This window comes from Anditalea andensis, from assembly GCF_000714815.1.
Classification (GTDB): domain Bacteria; phylum Bacteroidota; class Bacteroidia; order Cytophagales; family Cyclobacteriaceae; genus Anditalea; species Anditalea andensis.
Window position 1 is genome coordinate 182,031 of sequence record NZ_JMIH01000015.1, and the last position, 23,113, is coordinate 205,143.

The window sequence follows — 23,113 nt, forward strand, 5'->3', positions numbered from 1 at the left end:
AAGTTAATATATCCTGTCCTGTCTATTTTTTTTATGGCCTTAATATATGTTAAGAAGAGGGTAATAAATATTGCGGTTAAGATTAAAAAAGTTATCCGACATCATTACACTCCATATAGGGGTGAATCATTCAGGGACGCAATCTTTCGGTCCGATACCGCTCCTGATTTGTATTATGAATGAGTTCAAGGCCCTGAATTTACAAAAGACTTATTGGCGAAGACAGGAGTTGTATAAAATGAGTTGAAGAGGGTTTTGGTCGGTTTGAGGATTAATCTCAAATTATATAATAACCAATGATTAGTGAATAACTGGTTATTGATGGAATAAATTGAGATCTATTTTAGTAAAAAGTGTAGCGCCTACCCAGAAATGTCTAAAATAAATTGCATGTTAACGATGTTTAATTGGTTCAGGTTTCCAGTATGTATTAACTTCGTAAATCTATTGAATTAGCTATTAAAGAAAGAATTGAAATTCTCTCGATGATAGCATCTTAAAAAAGCTAAAAAAATTTATCTATTAACAGGAAAGTATTCAAATAGAGCGAGTTGATGGTAATAATATTGTATTAGTGTCATCCCTTTTACTTCCTGTTTCCAACATCGTACTTCATGATAATCGACGGTAAAAAAACATCAGAAGAAATAAAGAATGAAATAGCGGCCAGAGTAGCTGAGATAAAAATCGAAGGGGGGAAAATTCCCCACCTAGCTGCCGTTCTGGTAGGATATGATGGTGCTAGTCAGACATATGTAAATGCTAAAGTGAAATCCTGTGAGCAGGTCGGTTTCGAATCTACGCTCATTAGATTGGAAGATGATGTGACTGAAAAGGAGCTGCTTAAAGTAGTGGAGGATATAAATCAAAATCCAGAAATCGATGGGTTGATCGTTCAGCTCCCTCTTCCAAAGCATATTTCTGTAGAGAAAGTGACAGAAATGATCAAGCCTGAAAAGGATGTAGATGGCTTTACGCCTTCTAACGTAGGCCGACTCGCCCTAAACTGGCCCTCATATGTCTCAGCTACTCCAAATGGTATCATGGAGCTGCTTAAAAGATATAATATTGAAACTTCAGGTAAAAACTGTGTAGTAATTGGCCGCAGTCACATTGTGGGCTCCCCGATGAGTATCCTGATGGCCAGAAACACTAATCCGGGAAATGCTACCGTTACACTGACACACAGCCGGACGCAAAACCTACCGGAGATTACCCGGAATGCTGATATACTAATAGTAGCGATAGGAAAGCCTGGATTTGTCACAGCGGATATGGTAAAAGAAGGGGCTGTAGTAATAGATGTAGGTATCCATAGAGTGGAGGATACAAGTAAGAAGAGTGGATTTAAATTGATAGGAGATGTAAAATTTGATGAGGTATCAGAAAAGGCCTCTGCTATTACGCCTGTACCCGGTGGTGTAGGGCCTATGACCATTGCTTCATTACTGTCCAATACATTGTTAGCTGCAGAGAAGCGTATATATAGATAAATGGTGTTTGTGAATTTTTAAGGCTGTCTTAATGACGGCCTTTTTTTTTTTTAGTATTAGAGGTTGTTGAAATAATGCTGGACCGGTAGTACTGGAGGTCATTTTTAGAAAGTGTTTTCCAATTATTAATAGTTAGATCTATGTCTGATAGCTTGCCTTTCTTTTCAGATGAAGCGTTTGATAGTTTTTATCCGATGAAGGTGCGGAAATTATCCAGCACGCATTGGACACCAATAGGAGTGGCTATAAAGGCGGTTATATTCTTGGTAAAAAATCACCGTACCAGGGTGTTGGATCTTGGATCTGGAGCAGGTAAATTCTGCGTGGTGGCGGCTATGAATACCGATGCTCATATCACAGGAGTAGAACAAAGAGCTGGATTGGTTTTTCTTTCTAGGAAACTTGCCCTCCATTATAAAGTAGAAAATGTTTCATTTATTCATTCAGATATAAAGGAAATCAATTTCAGGCAATTTGATTCTTTTTATTTTTTTAATTCGTTTGAGGAAAATCTAAACTTGAAAGATAAAATTGATGCTGATAATAATTTTAATCCTGTTAAGTATTTGGAATATTTTGATTTCCTAAAACAAAAGCTAGATGAAGCTAATGTAGGCACTAGGGTAGTTACTTACTATGGTGACAGTGATATCATCCCAGAGAGCTATATCAGGGTTAAAAGTGTCAATAATGGGAAGCTATTGTTTTGGGAAAAGAAGCATTGATATTATCAGTAGAAATGTCCATGATGCAGTCAGTATTAGTAGATCTGATCGTACCAAGAATTAAATAAATTTAATATATCCTGTTTTTTTATCCTATATGTGAAAATATTAAAGTGTTTTTTAAAGTATTTAATTCTTATTTTTAGATATTTTACCTTTTAAAATATTGTATCTATTAAACGTGTAGTGATTATATTATGAGTGGTTAGGATTTATATTACTTTTCCACCAGATTTAAGTATATATAAACTTTAACCCTACATAATATGAAGAAAGCACTACTATTTTGTACATTGGTTTTGCTCACCGCAAACCTTTCATGGGCGCAGACCAGGACCGTGACTGGCCGAGTCACTTCAGGAGATGAACCTGATGGTATACCTGGTGTGAATGTATTGGTAAAAGGTACTTCCATAGGTACAGCCACGGATCTGGACGGAAGTTTTTCTTTAGGAGTACCTGCTGACAATGACGTGTTGCAAGTAAGTTTCTTAGGTTACTTAAGTCAGGAAATTAAAATTGGTAACCGTTCCCAAATCACCATTACCTTACAGCCAGATCTTCAGACGCTGGGAGAAGTAGTCGTGGTGGGATATGGTGAGCAGGATAGAAAAACCCTCACAAGTGCCATATCTTCTATAAGAGGAGCGGATGTTGCTAATCTACCCATCACCAGTCCAGATCAATTGCTACAGGGCAGGGCTGCCGGAGTGGTGGTAAATACGGAATCAGGAGAGCCAGGTGGCGGTATGAATATCCGAATCAGAGGCACCACTTCTATTACAGGTAATTCTGACCCACTATATGTCATAGATGGTGTACCCATTATTTCTGATAACCTTGCAGCTACTACTTTTGGCCAGCCGGTAAATCCACTAGCTGATTTAAATCCCGCTGATATAGAATCCATGGAAATCCTAAAAGATGCATCAGCTACTGCGATATATGGAGCAAGGGCTGCCAATGGCGTAGTATTGATTACTACCAAAAGAGGACAAAAAGGGAGACCCACAGTCAATATTAGTGCATATGGCGGGATATCGAAGCCTTGGAGAAGTCCCGATGCATTACGGGTGGACGGGCCTACTTTTGAAAGGCTGCAGAATGAAGCCCGTAGAAATAACTGGTCGGACAGATACGGTTCTGCAGAGGCATTGAACGAAAATGGTCAGCCTTTTGTCCCTCCATTTCCTAATCCGGATCAGGCAATTGATACCAATTGGTTTGATGAAATTTTTCAGACCGGTAGTATAAGAAGCTTAGATGCTTCTGTAGCCGGAGGAGATGAAAAGATAAAATACTTTGTTTCCGGAAACAACTTTGTGCAAGAAGGATTAGTTCGTCCATCAAATTTTGAAAGAAACAGTGCCCGGTTAAACCTTGATTTTATGGTGACCCCCCGCCTTAAGATTGGGACGAGCACTACCTATAGCGTGAATACAAGAAATAGAGCTCTAAATGGAAATGCGATAGAAGGTGCCCTTTCTACTGCTTTTTTCTATCCAAGTAATTACCCGATATATAATGAAGACGGTACTTACTATCGGCCATTTTGGGAAAATCCTGTAGCGGTAGCAAACGAGACGGATTACCTGATGAGGACCACCAGATTGATAGGTAGCATTTATGCTGATTGGGAAATTTCCAATGGACTGGTTTTCCGAAGCACTTGGAGTATTGACAATAATCTGGTAGAAGAGGACCAATATTTTAACACTTTTTTAGCAGCAGGTGCTGCTTTAAATGGATCAGCTCAGTCATTTGTAACCAGAAGCAATAACTGGATCAATGAGAATGTGTTAACCTATCAGAAATCTTTTAATGATCACAGCTTAAATGTGCTTGTGGGGAACACACTTCAGGAAAATCAATTTTTAAGAACACAAGCTTTTGGTCAAGGGTTTCCATCTAACTCCTTTCAAAGAATTGAATCCGCAGCAGTCAAGAATGCCAGCAGTACAGGCAGCTCATGGGGGATAGCCTCATTCTTTGGAAGAGTCAATTATGGGTTTCAAAACAAATACCTCCTCACTGTAAACATGAGAGCGGATGCGTCTTCGAGATTTGGAGCGGATAACCGTTGGGGATATTTCCCATCTGTAGCAGGTGCTTGGAGAGTGATAGAAGAGGGTTTCTTACAGAGAGGAAGTACTTTATCTGATCTGAAAATTAGGGCTAGTTATGGTATCACCGGAAATCAGGGTGGTATTGGTGATTTTCAGGCCATTGGTCTCTGGGGAGGCATGCGTGGGGGACTTAATTTAGGAGGTGTGGGCCAACCTGTAGGTCCCGCATCCTATGTAGATGCACCTGGGATTGCACCAAATCAGTTGGCAAACCCAAACTTAAAATGGGAAACTACAGCTCAATTTAATATAGGAATAGATATAGGGCTTTGGAAAGACAGGTTGACTCTGACTATGGATTATTATGATAAGCAGACCAAAGATCTTCTATTAAATGTACCTGTTCCCAAATCCTTGGGTTACAGCATCCTTACACAGAATTTCGGTGAAATGGAAAATAAAGGGGTTGAATTGGGTATCAATTCCACTATTATAGCTAGACCTGACTTTACTTGGAATGCAAGCTTTAATATAGCCAGAAACGATAATTTAGTAAAGAGGCTAGCATTTCCATTTACCACCTTCACTAGAGATTATGTAAGAGTAGAGGAAGGATATCCATTAAATTCATTCTGGGTACATGTGCAGGAGGGCGTAGATCCACAGACGGGCGATATCATTTGGGATACAATGGGAGATGATGTTTTTAATCCTAATATTCATCGTCAAATATTCGGTAGTGCCATTCCAAGATATGTAGGAGGCTTGACCAATACCGTTAATTTTAAAAATTTTGATTTTATGGTTTTCTTTCAGTTTAGTGAAGGGAACAATACATTGAATTACGGTAGGTTTTTCTTTGAGCATGGAGGAGAAAGAACTACCGGGTACTCCTCACAGCAGTTGGACAGGTGGCAGCAGCCCGGTGATATCACAGATGTACCTAGAATGGCATCCAAAAATTATAGTGCCGACCTGCGTCCATCCAGGCATGTGGAGGATGGATCGTTTCTTAGGTTAAAGAATACCAGTTTAGGTTATAGTCTTCCAGGAGTGGTTTCCTCAAGAGTCGGAGTATCTAGGGCCAGGATTTATGTAGCTGCCCAGAACCTGCTTACTTGGACCAATTATACAGGTTTGGACCCAGAAGTTAGTACTAGTCCTACTAATCTGGTGTCAGGAGTGGATATAGCGGTGATGCCACAGCCAAGGACTTACACATTAGGTTTAAATTTGACATTTTAAAAGGCAGAAAAAATGAATAAGAACATATATAAATCATTTTCGATTGCTCTGATGCTTTCCTTAGCAGTAAATTTTGGCTGTAATGTGCTGGATCATGAGCCTCAATTTCAGATCGCTACAGATGAAGCTTTTGCCAATCCCGTAAATGCTGAAGCTTCACTCAATGGCCTATACAATGAGGCACAATTAGTTTATAATTGGAGAGTGCAGACGCTAGGCGAATTAGCTTCTGACTTGGTTCAAAGTGTAGATACTTGGGATAATTTCAATGTCATTGATGAATTTCGCCAAACACCAGACAATACTGAATTAGACGATCTGTATACGCAAATTTATCGAACTATCGATTTGGCTAATAATATTATAGCTTTTGCGCCAGGTGTTCCTGGGTTGGATGAAGCGCGAGTCAATAATATGCTAGGGCAAGCATATACATTTAGAGGTATGATGTACTTCGAATTGGCAAAGTACTTTGGTGGAATCCCTGGGAAATACGGTGAGCTGGGAGTAGTGATAGAGACTGAACCTTCCATAGGGATTAATGATCAATCTTTTAAGTCCAGAGCTACATTAGATGAAACTTGGAACCAGATCAGAACGGATCTAGAGATGGGAGAATCTTTATTGCCTGAAACCAGGACGGGTAATTTTCTCACCCGTTCGCGCTTAGTAAAAGCGGCTGCTACTGCGATGTTGGCTAGATATTATCTATATCTTGATAACTGGGCACAGGCAGAATCCTATGCCACACAGGTGATCAGTCAGGCAAGTTATCAGTTAGTGACGCCTTTTTCTGATATATTCAGAACAGATTTTTCAGCTGAATCCATTTTTGAAATGCATTATAATGTCGTGGATTTCAGTGGTTTCAGGCAATGGTATTATCCTGCCAGCTTAAACGGTAGAGGAGGTTTATCCTTTCATCGTCCTTTTGCAGCTGAACTCTTGGCTAGAGTAGGCCTAGATACAAGGAGTGATATGATAGCATTGAATCCGGCATTCGGTGGCGTATATTATTCCACTAAATTTGACCAACTTCAAAATGCCAGTAATGTCCCCGTCATAAGAATAGCTGAGATGTACTTAATAAGAGCAGAAGCTAGAGGTAGACAAGATAATATTAATCCTGGGTTGGAAGATTTAAACGCGGTGAGAAACAGGGCTGGCTTACCTGATGCTTCTGCTGCATCTGGTGCTGAACTGGTGGAGTTGGTTTTGGATGAAAGGAAATTTGAGTTTGCTATTGAGGGGCATCGATTCTTTGATATGGCACGGACTGACCGGGCGATAGCGACATTTTCCAATATCCCCAGAACTACCGGGGCTTCCCTTTATTCTATTGGATCCAGAGATCGATATATCATGCCCATCCCTAATTCAGAAATATTTACTAACCCAAATATGGTTCAAAACCCAGCTTATAGATAATGAGGATATATAATATGAAAATAGGTGTTTTTATTTCTGGTACACTATTGTGGTGTACCAGTTATTCAATATTGTTTGCTCAGGGGATTTCTGCGTCCGCTACTCCACATCAGCTTATAGCTGGAGACATGGATATAGTAGAGCGCGACCATTCCATTTCTGCTAATGGTAGGAATCTAAATTATAAGTCTACTGCAGGATTTATGAACATGACCAATGAGGATGGAGTACCCAAGGCAAAATTTTATTTTACTGCCTATACATTAAACAATGTGGCCAGTGCGAGAAACCGGCCCATTACCTTTGTTTTTAATGGAGGTCCAGGATCAGCTTCCGTATGGTTACATATGGGCGGGCTCGGACCCCGTATGATCATGATGACAGAAGAGGGGGAAGCGACTAAGCCTCCTTACGAAGTGATCAATAATCCGGATACTTGGTTAGATAAAACTGACCTGGTATTCATTGATCCTATCGAGACCGGATATAGCCGGCCAGCCGAAGGGGAGGATAAAAAACAGTTTCTCGGATATGTAGAAGATATAGCCTCTGTAGGAGATTTCATAAGGGCTTATGTTTCAGAATATCAAAGATGGAACTCCCCCAAATTCCTGTCCGGTGAAAGCTATGGTACTACTAGAGCTGCTGGGCTTTCCGGATATTTGCAGGATAGGTATGGAATGTATCTTAACGGTATTATTATGATCAGTGCAGTGACCAATTTTGCTACTATATTATTTGAAAAAGGTCACGACCTGCCTTATATCATGTATTTGCCCACTTATGCAGCTATAGCCGAATATCATAAAGTTTTACCGAATGAGGTCACAGATCTAGAAGCTTTTATAGCGGAAGTCAGTGACTATGCGAGAGGTGAATATGCTACCCTGCTGATGAAAGGAGATAGGTTAACGGCTGAGGATAAAGATAAATTAGCGGACAAACTTCATGAATATACAGGGCTATCAAAGCAGTATTTGGCCCACACGCATTATAGAGTTAACATAAGTCGATTTGTTAAGGAACTGCTGAGAGATAGAAAACAAACCGTAGGAAGATTGGATGGTAGGATCTTGGGAGTAGATTATGACCATGCTGGAGAAGGATACGATTTTGACCCAAGTTATAGCAAGGCTATCTACGGTCCCTATGCGATGGCGATAAATGATTATATCCGCGGTGAGTTGGGCTTTGAAACCAATAATGCATATGAAGTACTTACAGGGCGTGTAAGGCCGTGGAACTATAACAATGTACAGAATAGCCACCTTAATAATTCAGAAACTTTGAGAGGGGCCATTCATAAAAACCCTTATTTGAAAGTCCTTTTTATAAATGGGTATTATGATCTTGCTACACCATTTTTTGCTACCGAATATACGGTGGACCATATGTTTTTAGATCCATCTCTTAGGGATAATATCGAAATGGCATACTATAGATCAGGCCACATGGTCTACATCCATAGGCCCTCACTGGAAAAGATGACCACTGATGTGAGAAGCTTCTTTGATAGGGTTCTAGAGTAATTAAATGTTTGATTATGAATAGTAGGGAGTACGAAAACTTCGTGCTCCTGCTTTCTACTCTAAAGATAAACCTCTACCTTTGCAGGCTAAATTAAATGTCAGCGGTTCAATCACCCCGCTTAATCAAAAATTATATGCAGGTAAGAGAAGAAGTAGCGAAAGGGAACATGCTTCCATTAATGGAAGCTTTTTATACTATACAGGGTGAGGGGACGTTTACTGGGCACCCGGCCTATTTTATAAGACTGGGGGGATGTGATGTAGGTTGTGTCTGGTGTGATGTGAAGGATTCATGGGAAGGGGAAAAATGGCCTGTGAAACCTATTGAAGAAATAGTCGCTGAGGCTGAAAGATTTCCGGGAAGATTGGTAGTGATTACAGGAGGGGAACCATTAATGTATAATCTTGGGCCTATTACTTCATTGCTTAAAGATAGAGGGTTTACTATCAATATAGAAACATCCGGAGCCCATCCTTTTTCCGGATCATTTGATTGGGTGTGTTTTTCTCCCAAAAAATTTAAGGCCCCCCATCCGAGTATATATGAAAAAGCCGACGAACTCAAAGTTATAGTCTTTCATAAAAGTGATATCGGATTTGCTGAAAAGCATGCTGCTCAAGTTCAGAGTCATTGCACCCTTCTTCTGCAGCCGGAATGGAGCAAAGCTAGAGAAGTGAGCAGTTTGATCGTGGATTATGTAAAAGATCATCCAAACTGGAAAATATCTCTACAGACACATAAGTTTATGGATATTCCTTAAGTAATTTTGGAAATAATCTTGGTAATTTATACTGGTGGAATATTGCTATCCCTTCATTGGGGAAGGGGGGATTTGTGATAATTAAAAGGTTTGTACTATGAAAAAGTGCCATTTTCTTATTCTTCTATTTATTTTTCCCTTCTGTGTACAGGCGCAGGAGTACTCTATAGCTGACAAAAAAGCTATCAGGTTACATGAAGAAGCAGAGCAAATGGTTCTCAGAAGAAGGTATGATGAAGCTATCAATAATTATAAAGCCTCAATAGATAAAAACAAAGATTTTTTAGAATCCTATATTAGGTGGGCCCAGCTTTTACTAACAAAGGGTGATGCGCTTCAGGCGCTTGCTGTGGCAGAGAGGGGGGCTACCAGGGTGAACAATAATTCCCAAATGCAGGGGAGTTTTGGCTGGCTGATTACTAACATCCTAATGAGTACTGGTGATTTTAATAAAGCTATTGAGAAGTTCAACCAGTCGAAACCATATTTTTCGCCAGGTTTAAAACAGAACAATAACTATATCGCATTAGAGCAACAACTGGATTTTATACAAAACCAACTTGCTTCTCCTATATCTATCCAAAAAGAAAGGTTACCACATCCATTAAATCAATTTAATCTTCAATATTTTCCTGTACTTACTGCCGATAGCAGAAAAATATTATTTACCAAAAGGGACGGACTTTCACAGCAGGATCATGAGGATATTTTTATGTCGTACTACGAAAACGGCAGTTGGTCAACTCCTGAACCGATAGCCGAGACTGTAAATACTTTATATAACGAAGGGACATGTACCATATCAGCTGATGGAAATATACTTATTTATACATCTTGTGATGCCCCCGATTCATTTGGTAGCTGCGATCTCTACATCACGTACAAATTAAATGGCATATGGCAAAAACCCGTAAACATGGGCCCAAGTGTTAATTCCAAACAGTGGGATTCCCAACCGTCGCTTTCTGCTGATGGAAGTATGTTGTTTTTTTCATCCAATAGAAGAGGGGGATATGGGGGCAATGATATATGGTATACTGTAAGACAGAAGAATAATGCCTGGGCTGAGGCAAAAAATCTAGGACCAGCAGTCAATACTCCTAAAGATGAGGTGTCTCCATTTATATATTTTAATAACGAGCTATTGTTTTTTGCTTCCAATGGTCATATTGGATTTGGAGGAATGGACTTGTATATGTCCAAAATGGAGGAGGGAGATTTTGGTCGACCTGAAAATATGGGCTATCCTATCAACGATCACAAAGACCAGTTGGCTTTGTTTATTACTGCACAGCGGGATTATGCTTATTATACGGAAAATTCATTTACAGATGGTAAGCTCGAGGGTTCATATCTCTATCGTTTTGCTTTTCCAGAGGAGGTAGATTTAGGTGAGAAAATCATTGTTACCGAAGGGAGGGTTCTGAACAGCAGGACAGGGCTACCTGTAAGTGCCAAATTATCCTTGGTAAGTCTGGAGAACGACAGTACACTTTACGAATTCAGATCAGATGGAGAAACTGGTGATTTTATGATGCTATATCCTGATCAAAGTTTTTCCGGTTTGTATGTCGAGAAAGAAGGGTTTTTACCGAAGATATATAATGTAGAAAAGGACAGCTTGAAGAATAAGAAGAATATGGAAATAAGCCTTACTCCAATAGCACCAGGGGAGCAGTTCATTTTTGAGAACGTATTTTTTGATTTTGATAAGGCTGATCTCAAAAGTGAATCTATGAGTTCTCTTCGAAGGCTTCATGAATTTTTGACATCTAATCCTAAGGTAAGCATCACCATAGTAGGTCATACCGATAACGTAGGAGCTTCCCAGTATAATCAAAAGCTAAGTCATAGGAGAGCAGATGCTGTAAAAACATATCTTTTAGAAAATGGCGTGTCCGAAGATCGATTAGGGATAGAAGGGATGGGTGATAAGCATCCCATAGCCCCCCATCATACACCTGAAACCAGGGCTTTGAACAGAAGAATAGAGGTGGTGATTAGATAGGACATTTCCTTTTATGGATAATTAAAAACGAATCCTAATTAAATTATAATTTTCATTTGTGCATTGATAGCGACTTTTTTATAAAGGATGTTTAATATTTATAGAATTTCATCTTTTTGTGTTACTTTATGTATGTATGCCCAAAATCCTTAAAGAATATACATTTTTAGTAGGATGATGCTTGAATGCTATCCATTTAGTGATTTTTTTGATGATTAACATCATGAAACCCTTCAGCCCACTATAAAACATGCTCTTAAAAGGTAATAGCTAACTTATTTGTATATTTTTAATAAATTATCTATATGATGGTCAAATCTGTAAAAATAGGTCTATTATTTTATCTGTTTCTTAAAAAATAATTAATGATATATAAAATTTCAAATCAGGGTATTTTGTTAGTATAATTTTTAACTTTTTTATAAATAAAATTATATAATCAGAATTTTATTTTGAAAATAAAAAATAAGTGTAGGTCAATGTTTGTATAAATGGGTATTTGTAAAAATTTATTTTTTGAATCTATTGTATTTTAAAAGGTTTACTCTTACAATTGCGATATCGTTAAACCAAAAATTAAAAATGAGGAAAATTTTACTAATGCTAATGATAGCCATGACAGTACATGTTACTGTAATGGCTCAGACAAGGGTTATTACTGGAAGGGTAATTTCCTCTGAAGACAGAGAGGGATTTCCTGGAGTAAATGTTCTTGTAAGAGGTACCTCTATAGGGGTCGTCACTGATTTGGAAGGTTCCTTTTCCATATCCGTACCTCAAGGTGCTTCAGAACTAACTTTTAGTTTCGTTGGATTCAATAGTCAGGTGGTTAATATTGGGAACCGCAGTGTGCTAGAGGTGGTTTTAGAGCCTGATCTAAAAACCCTTGGCGAAGTAATAGTCGTTGGATATGGTGCTCAGTCTAAAAGAACAATAACAGGGGCTATTTCTTCAGTGGGTGGGGAACAAATATTAAATACTCCGGTTCAGAGCTTTGATCAAGCACTTCAAGGTCGAGTAGCCGGTGTTAACATTACTACACCTAATGGTGTTCTTAATAACCGTCCGGTTATTAGAGTAAGAGGTGTGAATTCACTGAGCCTTAGCTCTTATCCCTTGGTAGTAATTGATGGAGTACCTACTTATACTGGAGACTTATCTAGTAATTCTGCAGCTAATAATCCTTTAGCTAATGTTAACCCTGCTGATATTCAGTCGGTTGAAATACTTAAAGATGCTTCTGCCGCTGCAATTTATGGTTCTAGAGCCTCGAATGGTGTAATATTGGTTACCACTAAACGGGGACAGGAAGGTGCATCTAGGGTTACATTTGACTCTTGGGTTGGTCTTACTGAACCTGTACGACTGTTCAGTCTTCTAAATGCTGCTGAATATATGGAGGTTAAAAATGAAGCAAGAAGAAATGCAAATCAGTCTGAAGCATTTTTTCCAATATTGGATGCAAACGGAGAAGTAGTAGATACTAATTGGTATGATGAAGTGATGAGGAATGGACTAGGTCATTCTCATAATCTAGGTATATCGGGAGGAAATGCTAAAACCAATTATTATTTCTCTACAGGGTATACCTCACAGGAAGGTATAATCAGAGGGAATGATTTTGAAAGGTTCAATGGTCGTCTTAATATTGACCATAAAGTTTTTAATAGGTTTATGGTGGGGGCTACAATGAACTATACTAGTTCTACCAATAGGGCTCCAAATACTGGGTCCTTGCCAGGTCAGAGTTTTGGCACATCTGGATTAGGAAGAATTCCGCTGGTGAGTGCACCAAATGTTCCAGTGTATTTGCCTGATGGCAGTTATAATATTACACCAAACAACCAGTTAGGACCAGGTAATAATACAGTTCAATCAGGATTTGTAAATCCTGCACCTATAATTGACTTAAACAGAATGAGTTCAGTGAATAGTCATTTATTAGGATCTGTATATGGTGATGTCGAAATAATCAAAGGGTTAAACTTTAGATCTACCTATGGTTTGGATAGGTTGACTATAGAAGATCAGACATTTTACACTGCACTTCATGGAGATGGTTTTGGTTCTGGCGGATTAGCATCTAATTCATATAGAACACTAAACCGATGGAATTTCCAGCATACATTATCTTATAATACTGGTTTTGGTGAAAGCATTGATGCGAACTTTTTGTTGGGAAATGAACAGCAGTATAGCCAAGATGAAAGATGGGGAGCACAGAGAACGGTAATAGCTGATGATTTTTTTGAATCATATCAAGGGAATTATACCACTATAATACCTGTTAATAATATACAGACTGAAAATTATCTTACTTCATTCTTTGCCAGAGCCAATTTTAATGTATTGAATAAATACCTTATATCTATGAATATAAGAAGAGATGGGTATTCTGCGTTCTCAGAGGGTAACAAGTTCGGCAACTTTTGGGGAGGTTCAGTAGGATATATATTGTCTGAAGAAGCAGCCTGGAAAAATTCAGTAATTAATAATACCATTAATTATTTTAGAGTAAGAGCGAGTTATGGTTTAGTAGGAAATAATGGAGTGACAAATTTCGCTTCCCTAGGTCTATATGGTACAGGATTATACGGTGCGGATCCCACCATATTATATACTCAGCCATCTAACCCCAATCTTTCTTGGGAAACCAGTAAAAAAACAGATGTAGGTATAAATTTCAATATGTTCCAAGATAGACTGGAAGGTGAATTTACTTATTATCATACTTTAGTAGATGGTCTTATACTGCCAGTGCCTCAGGCTCCTTCCAAAGGTGTTCCGGGTACTGCTACCAATATGACTGGAAGCGGTTCTATAGATACCAACATTGGTTCGATGTCTAACCAAGGTATAGAGCTTTCGTTAACTTATAAGGCAATTAATACCCCTAATTTTAAATGGGATGTAAATTTTAATTTTTCCACTTTAAAGAATAAAGTGCTTTCTCTTGAATCGGAAGATTCTCAGATTATAAGTGCTACTTCTGGACTTGAGACTGTAAATATTACGAAAGTCGGAGAGTCTGTAGGAAGTTTATATGTGGTTGAAACTAGAGGGGTAAATCCTGAAAACGGCCGTAGAATATTTGTAAGAAGAGGAGCTAATGGCGAAGAGATATTGGTGCAATATGATCACCTTGGCACAGGATGGACCACGTTAGATGGACAGCGTGCCTCCCAGCCCACTCAAAATGCTGATGGGATTATTATGGGGCCCACTATTCCAACATGGTTTGGGGGCTTAGATAATACTTTTAGATTTGGAAATTTTGATTTGGGAATATTTATTCAATATACTGGGGGAAATTACATTTATAACGGTACCAAAGCGGGATTAAGAGATATGAGATTCTGGAATAACCATACAGACGTCCTAGATCGCTGGACCCCGGAAAATACTGGAGGATCAATACCGAGAGTTGTTTATACAGACAATATCTCAAATGGAAGTGCTTTTCCTATATCTGAAAATGTTGAAAAAGGTGACTTTTTGCGAGTAAGAAATCTATCATTAGGCTATTCTTTGCCATCTTCACTTGCCCAAAGAATGAAGATAGGAAACGCAAGAATATATGGACAAGTACAGAATGCTTTCTTATTAACTGGTTATTCAGGATCAGATCCAGAAATATCTACAAACGGTAACACTCCTACTGCTTCTGGTGTAGACAGAAATTCAATAGGTCAGGCAAGGGTTTTTACAGTAGGTGTTAATATTGGAATTTAAATTATCAACTATGAAAAAGATATTATTAAATATATTTATAGGTTTGTCTGTAGTACTTACTTCCTGTAACGAAGAACTTTTAAATCCCATACCTCCTATTACGTTTTCTGAGGCAGTAGTATTTGATACTCCGCAGAGAGTAGAACAGGTATTAAATGGGTTATATGCTACATTGATTAATGGCCAATTTTATGGAGGCCGATATCAGGTGTATAATGATATCAGAGCGGAAGAGTTTTCCAACAGGACTACAAATGGTGTAACAGGATTGGCTACATGGCAACATACTACAGTGTCCACCACTAATGAGGTACAGAACCTTTGGTCAGTAGCTTATTTAGCCATTAATCGTGCTAATATTTTTATAGAAGGCGTAAACACAGCCAGAACAGGAGTTCTTGAGCCGGCAGTAGCCCAAAACTATATTGCGCAAGCAAGATTTATTAGAGGGCTGACTTATTTTGCTTTATTGCAGTTGTATGCTAGGCCGTATATTTCAGATAATGGTGCCAGTCCAGGGTTACCCTTAAGGTTAGTTCCCGAATTGAGTGATGCTAATAATGATCTTGCAAGATCTACAGTGGCACAGGTTTATGCACAAATATTGGAAGATCTAAACTTCGCTGAACAAAATTTAGCTGCTACCAATGCAAGTCCATATTTAAATACAACTCGTGCTCACAAAAACTCCGCTATAGCGCTAAAAACTAGGGTATATTTAGCGATGGGTCAATATGATAATGTAATATTAGAAGCGAATAAAATTGTTTCTGCCATAGCGCCATTCACGGCTACTTCAGGAGTATCACACAGTCTGCAGCCCACGGTGGCAGCTGTGTTTAGTACACCATATACTACTACTGAAAGTATATTTTCAGCTCCATTTACGGAATTGGCTTTACCTGGAACTCAAAATGCGCTTGGAAGTTATTATAACCCGGGTCCAAGAGGTATTGGAGATTATTCTTTGAATTTACAAACAGGTATTTTTGCAAACCCAGTGTTTAATGCTGCTAATGATGCTAGAGCAGCATGGCGTTTTGTAGTAACGAATGATGCAGGTGTATCGATTACCTATCTTAATAAGTTTCCTAGAGGTCCTCAGCACTTAGATTTTGCTCCTATAATCAGGTATGCTGAAGTTCTTTTGAACCTTTCAGAGGCATTGGTAAGAAGCGGTGGTGATCAGGGCCGTGCTTTAGCTCTACTTAATGCAGTGAGAACCAGGTCAAACAGTCAAGGTGCATATGCTGCTTTTTCTACTTCGGCTGCTTTTATTGAAGCCATTTTGTTGGAAAGAAGGCTTGAATTTGTAGGTGAAGGCTTAAGATCTTTCGATCTTTTAAGGACACTTCAGCCTATACCGGGGAAAGAGAACGTTCAGGCAGTTCCTGTTTCCTCTTCAAATTATATTTGGCCCATTCCTGCAGATGAGCTATTGTTTAATGATTTAATGGAGCCTAATCCATAATATTAAAGAGAGTATTGATAATAGAGGGCTTTCTGTTGCGGAAAGCCCTTTTTTTAGGGCTTATGGTTTAAATCCTAAGTATTTGATTTTCAGATAAAAGCTTAACAAAATAATAACACAAAAACCCCGGAATCAGCTGCTTAAGGCTTTTTTCGGGGTTTTCTTTTTTGTATTTTAATGTTGCAAAACAAAAATACTATGAAAGATATATACCAGCTTCCACTTTTCAAAGATTTCGATGGATATTCTCCAAAATATCACTTTTTTAAGAATTCATTTTTCGGTAAAATCCATGATTCCTTACCCTGGGACGACCTTGTGGCCTGTCTTCCGGAAGAACGTTCCGGTAGGGGTGCACCCTGCTGGTTCGGTGCAAAAGGCATGTTTGCCCTCATGTTCCTCAAGACCTATCTGAACATCAGTGACAGACAGCTTCTTGAGCGTTACAATACCGACTGGGCCCTGCAGTACTTTTGCGGCAAGGTGCTGGCCGAAAATGAGCAAATTAAGGATATGACCATCATGACCAGGATCAGAGCTTAAATCGAAAAGCATTGTGAATGGGAAAAAATACAGGATGTTCTGATTGGTCACTGGAAACATGATGTTAACAACAGCCATGAGCTTGTCTTGGATGTATCCATAAACTAAGGATTTAAATTTACCTTAATTGGTCATTGCTAAATGAATTTTCCAAGAAGGCCTAAATAGGTACAACCCATGAAATTCCAAACTTGGTTTTTAGTACCTGTGATAAATTTATTCATATTTTTTAAGGTTTAAAACTTATTATATGGTTTGAGGTATAGATAATATTTAATTTTTAATTCATGTGTTATGGTTTTTACATAATATATTTGGTGTATATGACTTTATTTGAATGAAAATATTATTTAAAATATTTAAAAAATATATAATTTTGTTTTTGTATGTGTATTTGTTTAAATTAATTGCATTTTGACAAATTATTTTATTTTTAAAGTATAAAATTTTATAAAAAATGGTTTCTCATATTTTGACCAAATATTATTTCCATTTTAGAGAGTAATAGATAAGTAATCCCTATTGTAAAATCAAAAGAATAGAGTTACAATTGTTCCATCGTTAAACCAAAAATTTATTATTTATGAGGAAATTGTTACTCTTAGGACTATTTGTTCTCTGTGCATCGTTGTCAACTTTTGCTCAGGGAAGGGTGGTCACCGGACAAGTTGTTTCGGCAGATGATGGGGAACCAGTATTGGGCGTCTCCATTTTAATTAAAGGTACCACTACAGGTGTGCCAACAGATATCGACGGTAATTTCTCTATAGAAGTTCCTAATGAAAATTCTGTATTAGTTTTTAGATACATTGGCTACAAGGTAAAAGAGGTAAGGGTGGGAAATCAGTCCAGACTTAATGTTACATTGGAATCAGATGAGCGGGCATTACAAGAAGTAGTAGTTACTGCATTTGGTGTTGAAAAAGAAACAAGAGCATTAGGTACTTCCGTAACTGCGGTTCGGAATGATGAGCTTGTAAGGGGTAGGGCTACCAATCTATCAAATGCGCTAGCCGGAAAAGTAGCAGGAGTAAGAGTACAGGGTTCTAGTGGAATGGTAGGGGCTTCTTCTAATGTTTTTATTAGAGGTTTTACTACCTTCACAGGATCTAATCAGCCTTTGATGATTGTAGATGGCATTCCTATCGATAATGGAGGTGGTACAAACCAATTGCAGTCTGGGGTATCTAATTCAAATAGAGGAATAGATATTAATCCAGATGACATTGAGGAAATGACTGTGTTAAAAGGCCCATCAGCAGCTGTTCTTTATGGATCTCGTGCTGCAGGTGGCGCTATCCTTATTACTACTAAAAAGGGTAAAGCTGGAGCGAAAAAGGCTAATGTTAGCTTTACTTCTAACATCAATTTCGCTGAAGTCAATAGGTTTCCTGAATACCAGAACACCTATGCTCAAGGCTTAGGAGGGAATTTTTTAACAGTGAATACTCCAGAATCATGGGGGCCTAGAATAGCAGGACAACAAGTAACCAATTTCCGTGGAGAGCAAGAAACACTCACCGCTTATCCCAATAACGTAAAAGACTTGTTTAAAACTGGAGTGAATTTGCAAAACAACCTTTCCGTATCTGGAGCCTCCAATACAGGTGATTATTTCCTTTCTTACGGTAATTTGAATGAAAGCGGTATATTGGATAACAATCAGCTGACCAGGAATTCTGTTACTTTCAATGCAAATAATAGAATGACAGATAGATTGACTGTTGGGGTAAACATGATTTATTCAAACAATAGATCTCAGAGAACCCAGCAAGGAAATCAGTTGGCGAACCCATTCTTTAGATCTTGGTTTATGCCTAGATCTATAGATCCATTTGCTAATCCGTTCGAAAGGCCTGATCAGACACAAAGAAGTCCATCTAGTATAAATGATTTAGTTTCGGAAAATACTTGGTATGGCAATGATGATCATCCTTTGTTTACAATCAATAGGAACCTATACAATGATCAAATAAATAGATTGATTGGTAGCGTAAACCTTTCCTATAAAATTTTAGATAACCTTACTTTCAATTACAGATTAGGTACGGATACTTATACAGAAGAAATTAAGATTATTAATGCTAGGAGTTCCAGAGGTGGGTCAGCCGCTGGACAAACCGGAGCTATAACGGACGAAATGTTTAGACGTACAGAAACCACTTCTGATGCAATTTTAAGATATGCCGAAAGATTTGCTGATGGGGAACTTGGTTTGACTGTATTATTAGGGAATCAAATTAACCAGCGAACTCAAAGAAGAAATCGTGTGACCGGAAGTAATATTCAGGTTATTGGATTTGAAAATATTACCAACACCCTTCAGTTTGACCCATTTGGTCAAACTCAGCAAATTGGTTTAATTGGGGCTTTCGGGGACATTGGATTAGATTATAGAAATACTTATTTCATAAGTTTCCAAGGAAGAAATGACTGGTCCTCTACTTTTGGTAAAGAAAATAGATCCTATTTTTATCCTTCAGTGAATTCTTCGATTGTCTTAACAGATGCAATTCCGGCGCTTGCTGATAATAATGTCTTAAGCTTCTGGAAAATTAGAGGAGGATGGGCACTAGTAGGTAGAGAAGCTCCAGTCTTCAGTACTGATTCATATTTTAGTAGACAAACCATTGGAGATAGTTACGGCGTAAATATGTTGTTACCATTTAATGGTCAACTTGGACAATCTCTTAACTTGACAGGTGGAAACCCTAATCTAGGTCCTGAATTTACCAGATCTTGGGAAATTGGTACTGATATGAGACTCTTTAATGGCAGGATTAACTTGGATGCGACTTATTACGAGCAGCATAGTTATGATATTATCTTTGGTGTACCTGTATCGGGTTCTTCAGGTATCACTAACCAATTCCAAAATGCTGGTACGTTAAATACTAAAGGCTTTGAATTACTTCTAGGTGGGTCTCCAATTCAAAGGGCCAATTTTAGCTGGGACCTTTCAGTTAATTACTCTTTTGTCCGTCCTGTAGTAGGTGAATTGGCTGAAGGAGTAGAGCAAATTACACTTGGTGGTTTTACATCTCCTTCTACTCGACTTATCGCAGGTCATCCATATGGCGTATTCTGGGGGTCTTATTTTGAACGACATACCAATGGACAATTATTGGTTAATCAGGATGGTAGACCAAATTTAGCAAATGATAACAAAATTATAGGTGACCCTAATCCGGATTGGTTTGGTGGTATTACCAATACTTTTAACTATAAAGGGTTTTCACTTTCTGCACTCATTGATATCAGAAAAGGAGGGGACATTATCTCTAGAAATATCTCTGATTTAAGAAGAACAGGTGCCGTAGTAGAAACTGAAGATAGGGATAGAGGGTGGATTGTAGACGGCGTAAATGCAGATGGCTCGCCAAATACTGTTCAGATCAGCGCTCAAAACTATTTTAACGATCTATATGGATTTGGTAGAGCTGAGTTAGTGACTTTTGATGGATCATGGATTAGATTGAGAGAAGCAGAGCTTTCTTATAGATTCCCATCTGCGATCCTTAATAAGACATTTATGGGAAGAGCTGAACTTGGAATAGTAGGAAGAAATCTTTTCTTATACGCACCTAATGTGCCTCATATCGATCCTGAAGTGAATGCCCAAGGTCAAAGTAATTCTTTGGGTCTGGAATTTAATGCAATGCCACAGACTAGAACTTATGGTGCATTCGTAAGAGTTACATTTTAACATCATAGAAAATGAAAAAACTTAAAAATATAAGATTATTTGTAATCGGGCTTTTAGCTTTTAGTATTACAAGTTGTGATGAATTTCTCGATGTCAATGAGAATCCGAATCAATTAATAGAAGTACCTGCAAATACATTACTTACTTCTTCAACATTAGGTACAGCAACACTTATGGGTACACATTTGCACAGGTACAGTGCTGTGTATACTCAACAATTTTCAGCGGGAACTGCTCAAATATGGGATCTGTCTAGATATTTACTTACGGAAACGGACATGAACGATGTTTGGAGGCCAAGGCTATATTCAGGTGTTCTAAACGATCTGAAAAGACTGGAAGAAAGAACGCTCACTACCAGTCCTCACTATGCTGGAATAAGCAGAATTCTTCAAGGGTTTTTATTTATGACAGTTGTGGATAATTGGGGCGATGTTCCTTTTACAGAAGCATTGCAATTAACCGATAACCTAACACCTGCCTATGACAATGATGAAGCAATTTATACTGGAATCATAGCGATGATTGATTCTGGAATTGAATTGACGAATAGCGCAAATTCTACTTTTAGACCGGCTGGAGATGATTTAATTTATAACGGAGATTTGGCTAAATGGAGAAGATTGGCCAACACCATCAAGTTAAGGCTTTATCTACACTATTATCCTACAAATGCTGCATTAGCTACACAATCTATCAGTACATTATTAGGTTCTGGTGCTGAGTTTATAGCTGGAAATGTGGATAATTTCCAAGTTAGATTTCTTCCTGGAGATGCGGATAGAGCTAATCCAATTAGTCAATTTGAGGTAAGAAGACAAAACCAATTTTTCCCAGCGGAATATTTTGTAAGTCTAATGAATACAAAAGCTGATCCTAGAAGACCATTTTATTTCACTCAATTTGGGACGAATTATGTTGGAATTCCTGTGAATTCAAATCAAAATACCTCCACTAATTACTCCCGGATGCACGTATATCTAAGAGGTGCAGTGACCAGTACCAATCTTATTACTGGTTATGCAGGAGATGCTCCACTTAGAATGTTAACCTTTGCTGAATACCATTTTATCTTAGCCGAATATCACGCAAGAAATAATAGGATAGCTGAAAGCCAATTGGCTTATACAGCAGGTATTACTGCTTCCATGACGAATGTGGGCGTAGCGGTAGCTGATATAGCTACATATATAGCAAGCAGACCTATTTTGACTTCTGCAAATGCTATACAACAAATTATAGAAGAAAAGTATGTGGCTAATTACGGTGTGGCTTCAGAGCCTTGGGTAGATTGGAGAAGAACAGGATTTCCACAATTAACTCCTATGTCTGCAGCTGATCAACCTCAAATACCTAGAATTCTTCCTTATGCTGAATTAGAAAGGGTAACAAATAGGGCAAATACACCGGCAAGGGGTAAACCTGAGATAATTCAACCGGGTGTGTTTTGGGATCCGGGACTTTAAAATTCTAAAAATATGAAATCGCCATTCTACAAGTTCTTTATGACAAAACAAGTGGCAGTGATTTCATGTGGTTTTTAAAAATCTAAAAATATTTATATGAAAAATAAATTAAAATATATATTAGGCTTGTTTATTGTCTGCAGTCTACAAAGTTGCTTTGAAGTAGATGAACCAATTGATGTAATTCGACCTGTAGCAAGTTTAATCTTTGATGATAATTCATTATCTGATGGAGGTTCGACTGTATTCTCTACAGGTACCGTGACATTTAAAGTAACAGTAATACCTCATACAGGAACAGTTAGTAACGTGACTTTTGACAACAGGTATACGATCACAGGAGTAACTGCCCAAAAGAATAAGCCATTAGGTACTTTAACTCCCAATGCAAATGGAGTTATAGAATTTAGTGTACCGATTAATGAACTGAGATTAGCTGAGGACCCACTAATGACATTTGCAAATCGAGGAAACAATGCTATCCGAGTGACAGCTAATACTTCTACCGGTCAGACTACTAGGTATTTCTTTATAACATTTACCAATAGTTAAGTAAAAGCTCAATTTTACATTATTGGCTCCCACATTTATGTGAGGAGCCTTTTTTTGTTTTGTATGGCGCAAATTATACGGGGAAAGTATGAGTAGGATGACAATTTGCTTTAAATGAAACTAGGAGCTTCAACTGATGAGGGGTAATAGTGTTAATAAAGACTTGAGTGGTTAAAGTATTAACTATCTAAAAGCTTATTTGCTGAGTCTATCAAATTATAAAACATAAATGTATTACAAAAAGTGAGTTTACTTATTTTTTAAAACTTACATTAATTTTGATTATATATTATGAAGGATTTAAATAAGAATATAATTTTTTTATGTAAATTTTTTTATTAAAAATGATATTTATTATACATTAATTGAGTATTTAGCCAAATAATCT

General features: G+C 38.0%; 13 protein-coding genes. All 13 read left to right on the forward strand.

Going from position 1 to position 23,113, the window contains the following annotated elements; all coding sequences use genetic code 11:
• Positions 1-614 precede the first annotated feature (614 nt).
• The 13 genes from folD (at position 615) to EL17_RS08270 (ending at position 22,725) form a co-directional block, all read left to right on the forward strand.
• Entirely contained in the window at positions 615-1,493 is an 879-nt protein-coding gene (folD, locus tag EL17_RS08210) for a bifunctional methylenetetrahydrofolate dehydrogenase/methenyltetrahydrofolate cyclohydrolase FolD (protein WP_035072500.1), read from the forward strand.
• A 140-nt stretch (positions 1,494-1,633) separates the two neighbouring features.
• Positions 1,634-2,218, forward strand: coding sequence for a class I SAM-dependent methyltransferase (locus EL17_RS08215; RefSeq protein WP_035072502.1), 585 nt, complete (start codon positions 1,634-1,636; stop codon positions 2,216-2,218).
• Positions 2,219-2,484: 266 nt separating this feature from the next.
• Entirely contained in the window at positions 2,485-5,529 is a 3,045-nt protein-coding gene (locus EL17_RS08220; RefSeq protein ID WP_035072504.1) for a SusC/RagA family TonB-linked outer membrane protein, read from the forward strand.
• Positions 5,530-5,541: 12 nt separating this feature from the next.
• Positions 5,542-6,957 (forward strand): RagB/SusD family nutrient uptake outer membrane protein, encoded by a 1,416-nt coding sequence (locus tag EL17_RS08225; RefSeq protein WP_035072506.1) that lies wholly within the window; start codon positions 5,542-5,544, stop codon positions 6,955-6,957.
• The gene (locus tag EL17_RS08230; RefSeq protein WP_035072508.1) at positions 6,957-8,486 is read left to right on the forward strand and encodes a S10 family peptidase; all 1,530 of its coding nucleotides are present in this window, start codon (positions 6,957-6,959) and stop codon (positions 8,484-8,486) included. Before EL17_RS08225 ends, EL17_RS08230 begins: the two co-directional genes overlap by 1 nt.
• Before the next feature lie 134 nt (positions 8,487-8,620).
• Positions 8,621-9,247, forward strand: a complete 627-nt coding sequence (locus EL17_RS08235; protein WP_035072602.1) for a 7-carboxy-7-deazaguanine synthase QueE — start codon at positions 8,621-8,623, stop codon at positions 9,245-9,247.
• Between the two features lie 97 nt (positions 9,248-9,344).
• Positions 9,345-11,255, forward strand: coding sequence for an OmpA family protein (locus EL17_RS08240; RefSeq protein WP_035072510.1), 1,911 nt, complete (start codon positions 9,345-9,347; stop codon positions 11,253-11,255).
• A 582-nt stretch (positions 11,256-11,837) separates the two neighbouring features.
• On the forward strand, positions 11,838-14,987 hold the full coding sequence (locus tag EL17_RS08245) for a SusC/RagA family TonB-linked outer membrane protein (protein WP_035072512.1): 3,150 nt from the start codon (positions 11,838-11,840) through the stop codon (positions 14,985-14,987).
• Between the two features lie 10 nt (positions 14,988-14,997).
• Complete coding sequence (locus tag EL17_RS08250; protein WP_035072513.1) at positions 14,998-16,458, forward strand: RagB/SusD family nutrient uptake outer membrane protein; 1,461 nt, start codon at positions 14,998-15,000, stop codon at positions 16,456-16,458.
• A 198-nt stretch (positions 16,459-16,656) separates the two neighbouring features.
• The gene (locus tag EL17_RS08255) at positions 16,657-17,001 is read left to right on the forward strand and encodes a transposase (protein ID WP_240485953.1); all 345 of its coding nucleotides are present in this window, start codon (positions 16,657-16,659) and stop codon (positions 16,999-17,001) included.
• A 583-nt stretch (positions 17,002-17,584) separates the two neighbouring features.
• Complete coding sequence (locus EL17_RS08260) at positions 17,585-20,707, forward strand: SusC/RagA family TonB-linked outer membrane protein (RefSeq protein ID WP_084166148.1); 3,123 nt, start codon at positions 17,585-17,587, stop codon at positions 20,705-20,707.
• Positions 20,708-20,718: 11 nt separating this feature from the next.
• Positions 20,719-22,173, forward strand: a complete 1,455-nt coding sequence (locus EL17_RS08265; RefSeq protein ID WP_035072519.1) for a SusD/RagB family nutrient-binding outer membrane lipoprotein — start codon at positions 20,719-20,721, stop codon at positions 22,171-22,173.
• A 126-nt stretch (positions 22,174-22,299) separates the two neighbouring features.
• Complete coding sequence (locus EL17_RS08270) at positions 22,300-22,725, forward strand: hypothetical protein (RefSeq protein ID WP_164675008.1); 426 nt, start codon at positions 22,300-22,302, stop codon at positions 22,723-22,725.
• Positions 22,726-23,113: the final 388 nt, after the last annotated feature.

Bases quoted from the DNA above. Each gene is read 5' to 3' on its own strand.
- EL17_RS08240 (WP_035072510.1), top strand. From the start codon at position 9,345: ATGAAAAAGTGCCATTTTCTTATTCTTCTATTTATTTTTCCCTTCTGT.
- EL17_RS08225 (WP_035072506.1), top strand. From the start codon at position 5,542: ATGAATAAGAACATATATAAATCATTTTCGATTGCTCTGATGCTTTCC.
- EL17_RS08230 (WP_035072508.1), top strand. From the start codon at position 6,957: ATGAGGATATATAATATGAAAATAGGTGTTTTTATTTCTGGTACACTA.
- EL17_RS08220 (WP_035072504.1), top strand. From the start codon at position 2,485: ATGAAGAAAGCACTACTATTTTGTACATTGGTTTTGCTCACCGCAAAC.
- EL17_RS08250 (WP_035072513.1), top strand. From the start codon at position 14,998: ATGAAAAAGATATTATTAAATATATTTATAGGTTTGTCTGTAGTACTT.
- EL17_RS08260 (WP_084166148.1), top strand. From the start codon at position 17,585: ATGAGGAAATTGTTACTCTTAGGACTATTTGTTCTCTGTGCATCGTTG.
- EL17_RS08215 (WP_035072502.1), top strand. From the start codon at position 1,634: ATGTCTGATAGCTTGCCTTTCTTTTCAGATGAAGCGTTTGATAGTTTT.
- EL17_RS08245 (WP_035072512.1), top strand. From the start codon at position 11,838: ATGAGGAAAATTTTACTAATGCTAATGATAGCCATGACAGTACATGTT.
- EL17_RS08265 (WP_035072519.1), top strand. From the start codon at position 20,719: ATGAAAAAACTTAAAAATATAAGATTATTTGTAATCGGGCTTTTAGCT.
- EL17_RS08255 (WP_240485953.1), top strand. From the start codon at position 16,657: ATGAAAGATATATACCAGCTTCCACTTTTCAAAGATTTCGATGGATAT.
- folD (WP_035072500.1), top strand. From the start codon at position 615: ATGATAATCGACGGTAAAAAAACATCAGAAGAAATAAAGAATGAAATA.
- EL17_RS08235 (WP_035072602.1), top strand. From the start codon at position 8,621: ATGCAGGTAAGAGAAGAAGTAGCGAAAGGGAACATGCTTCCATTAATG.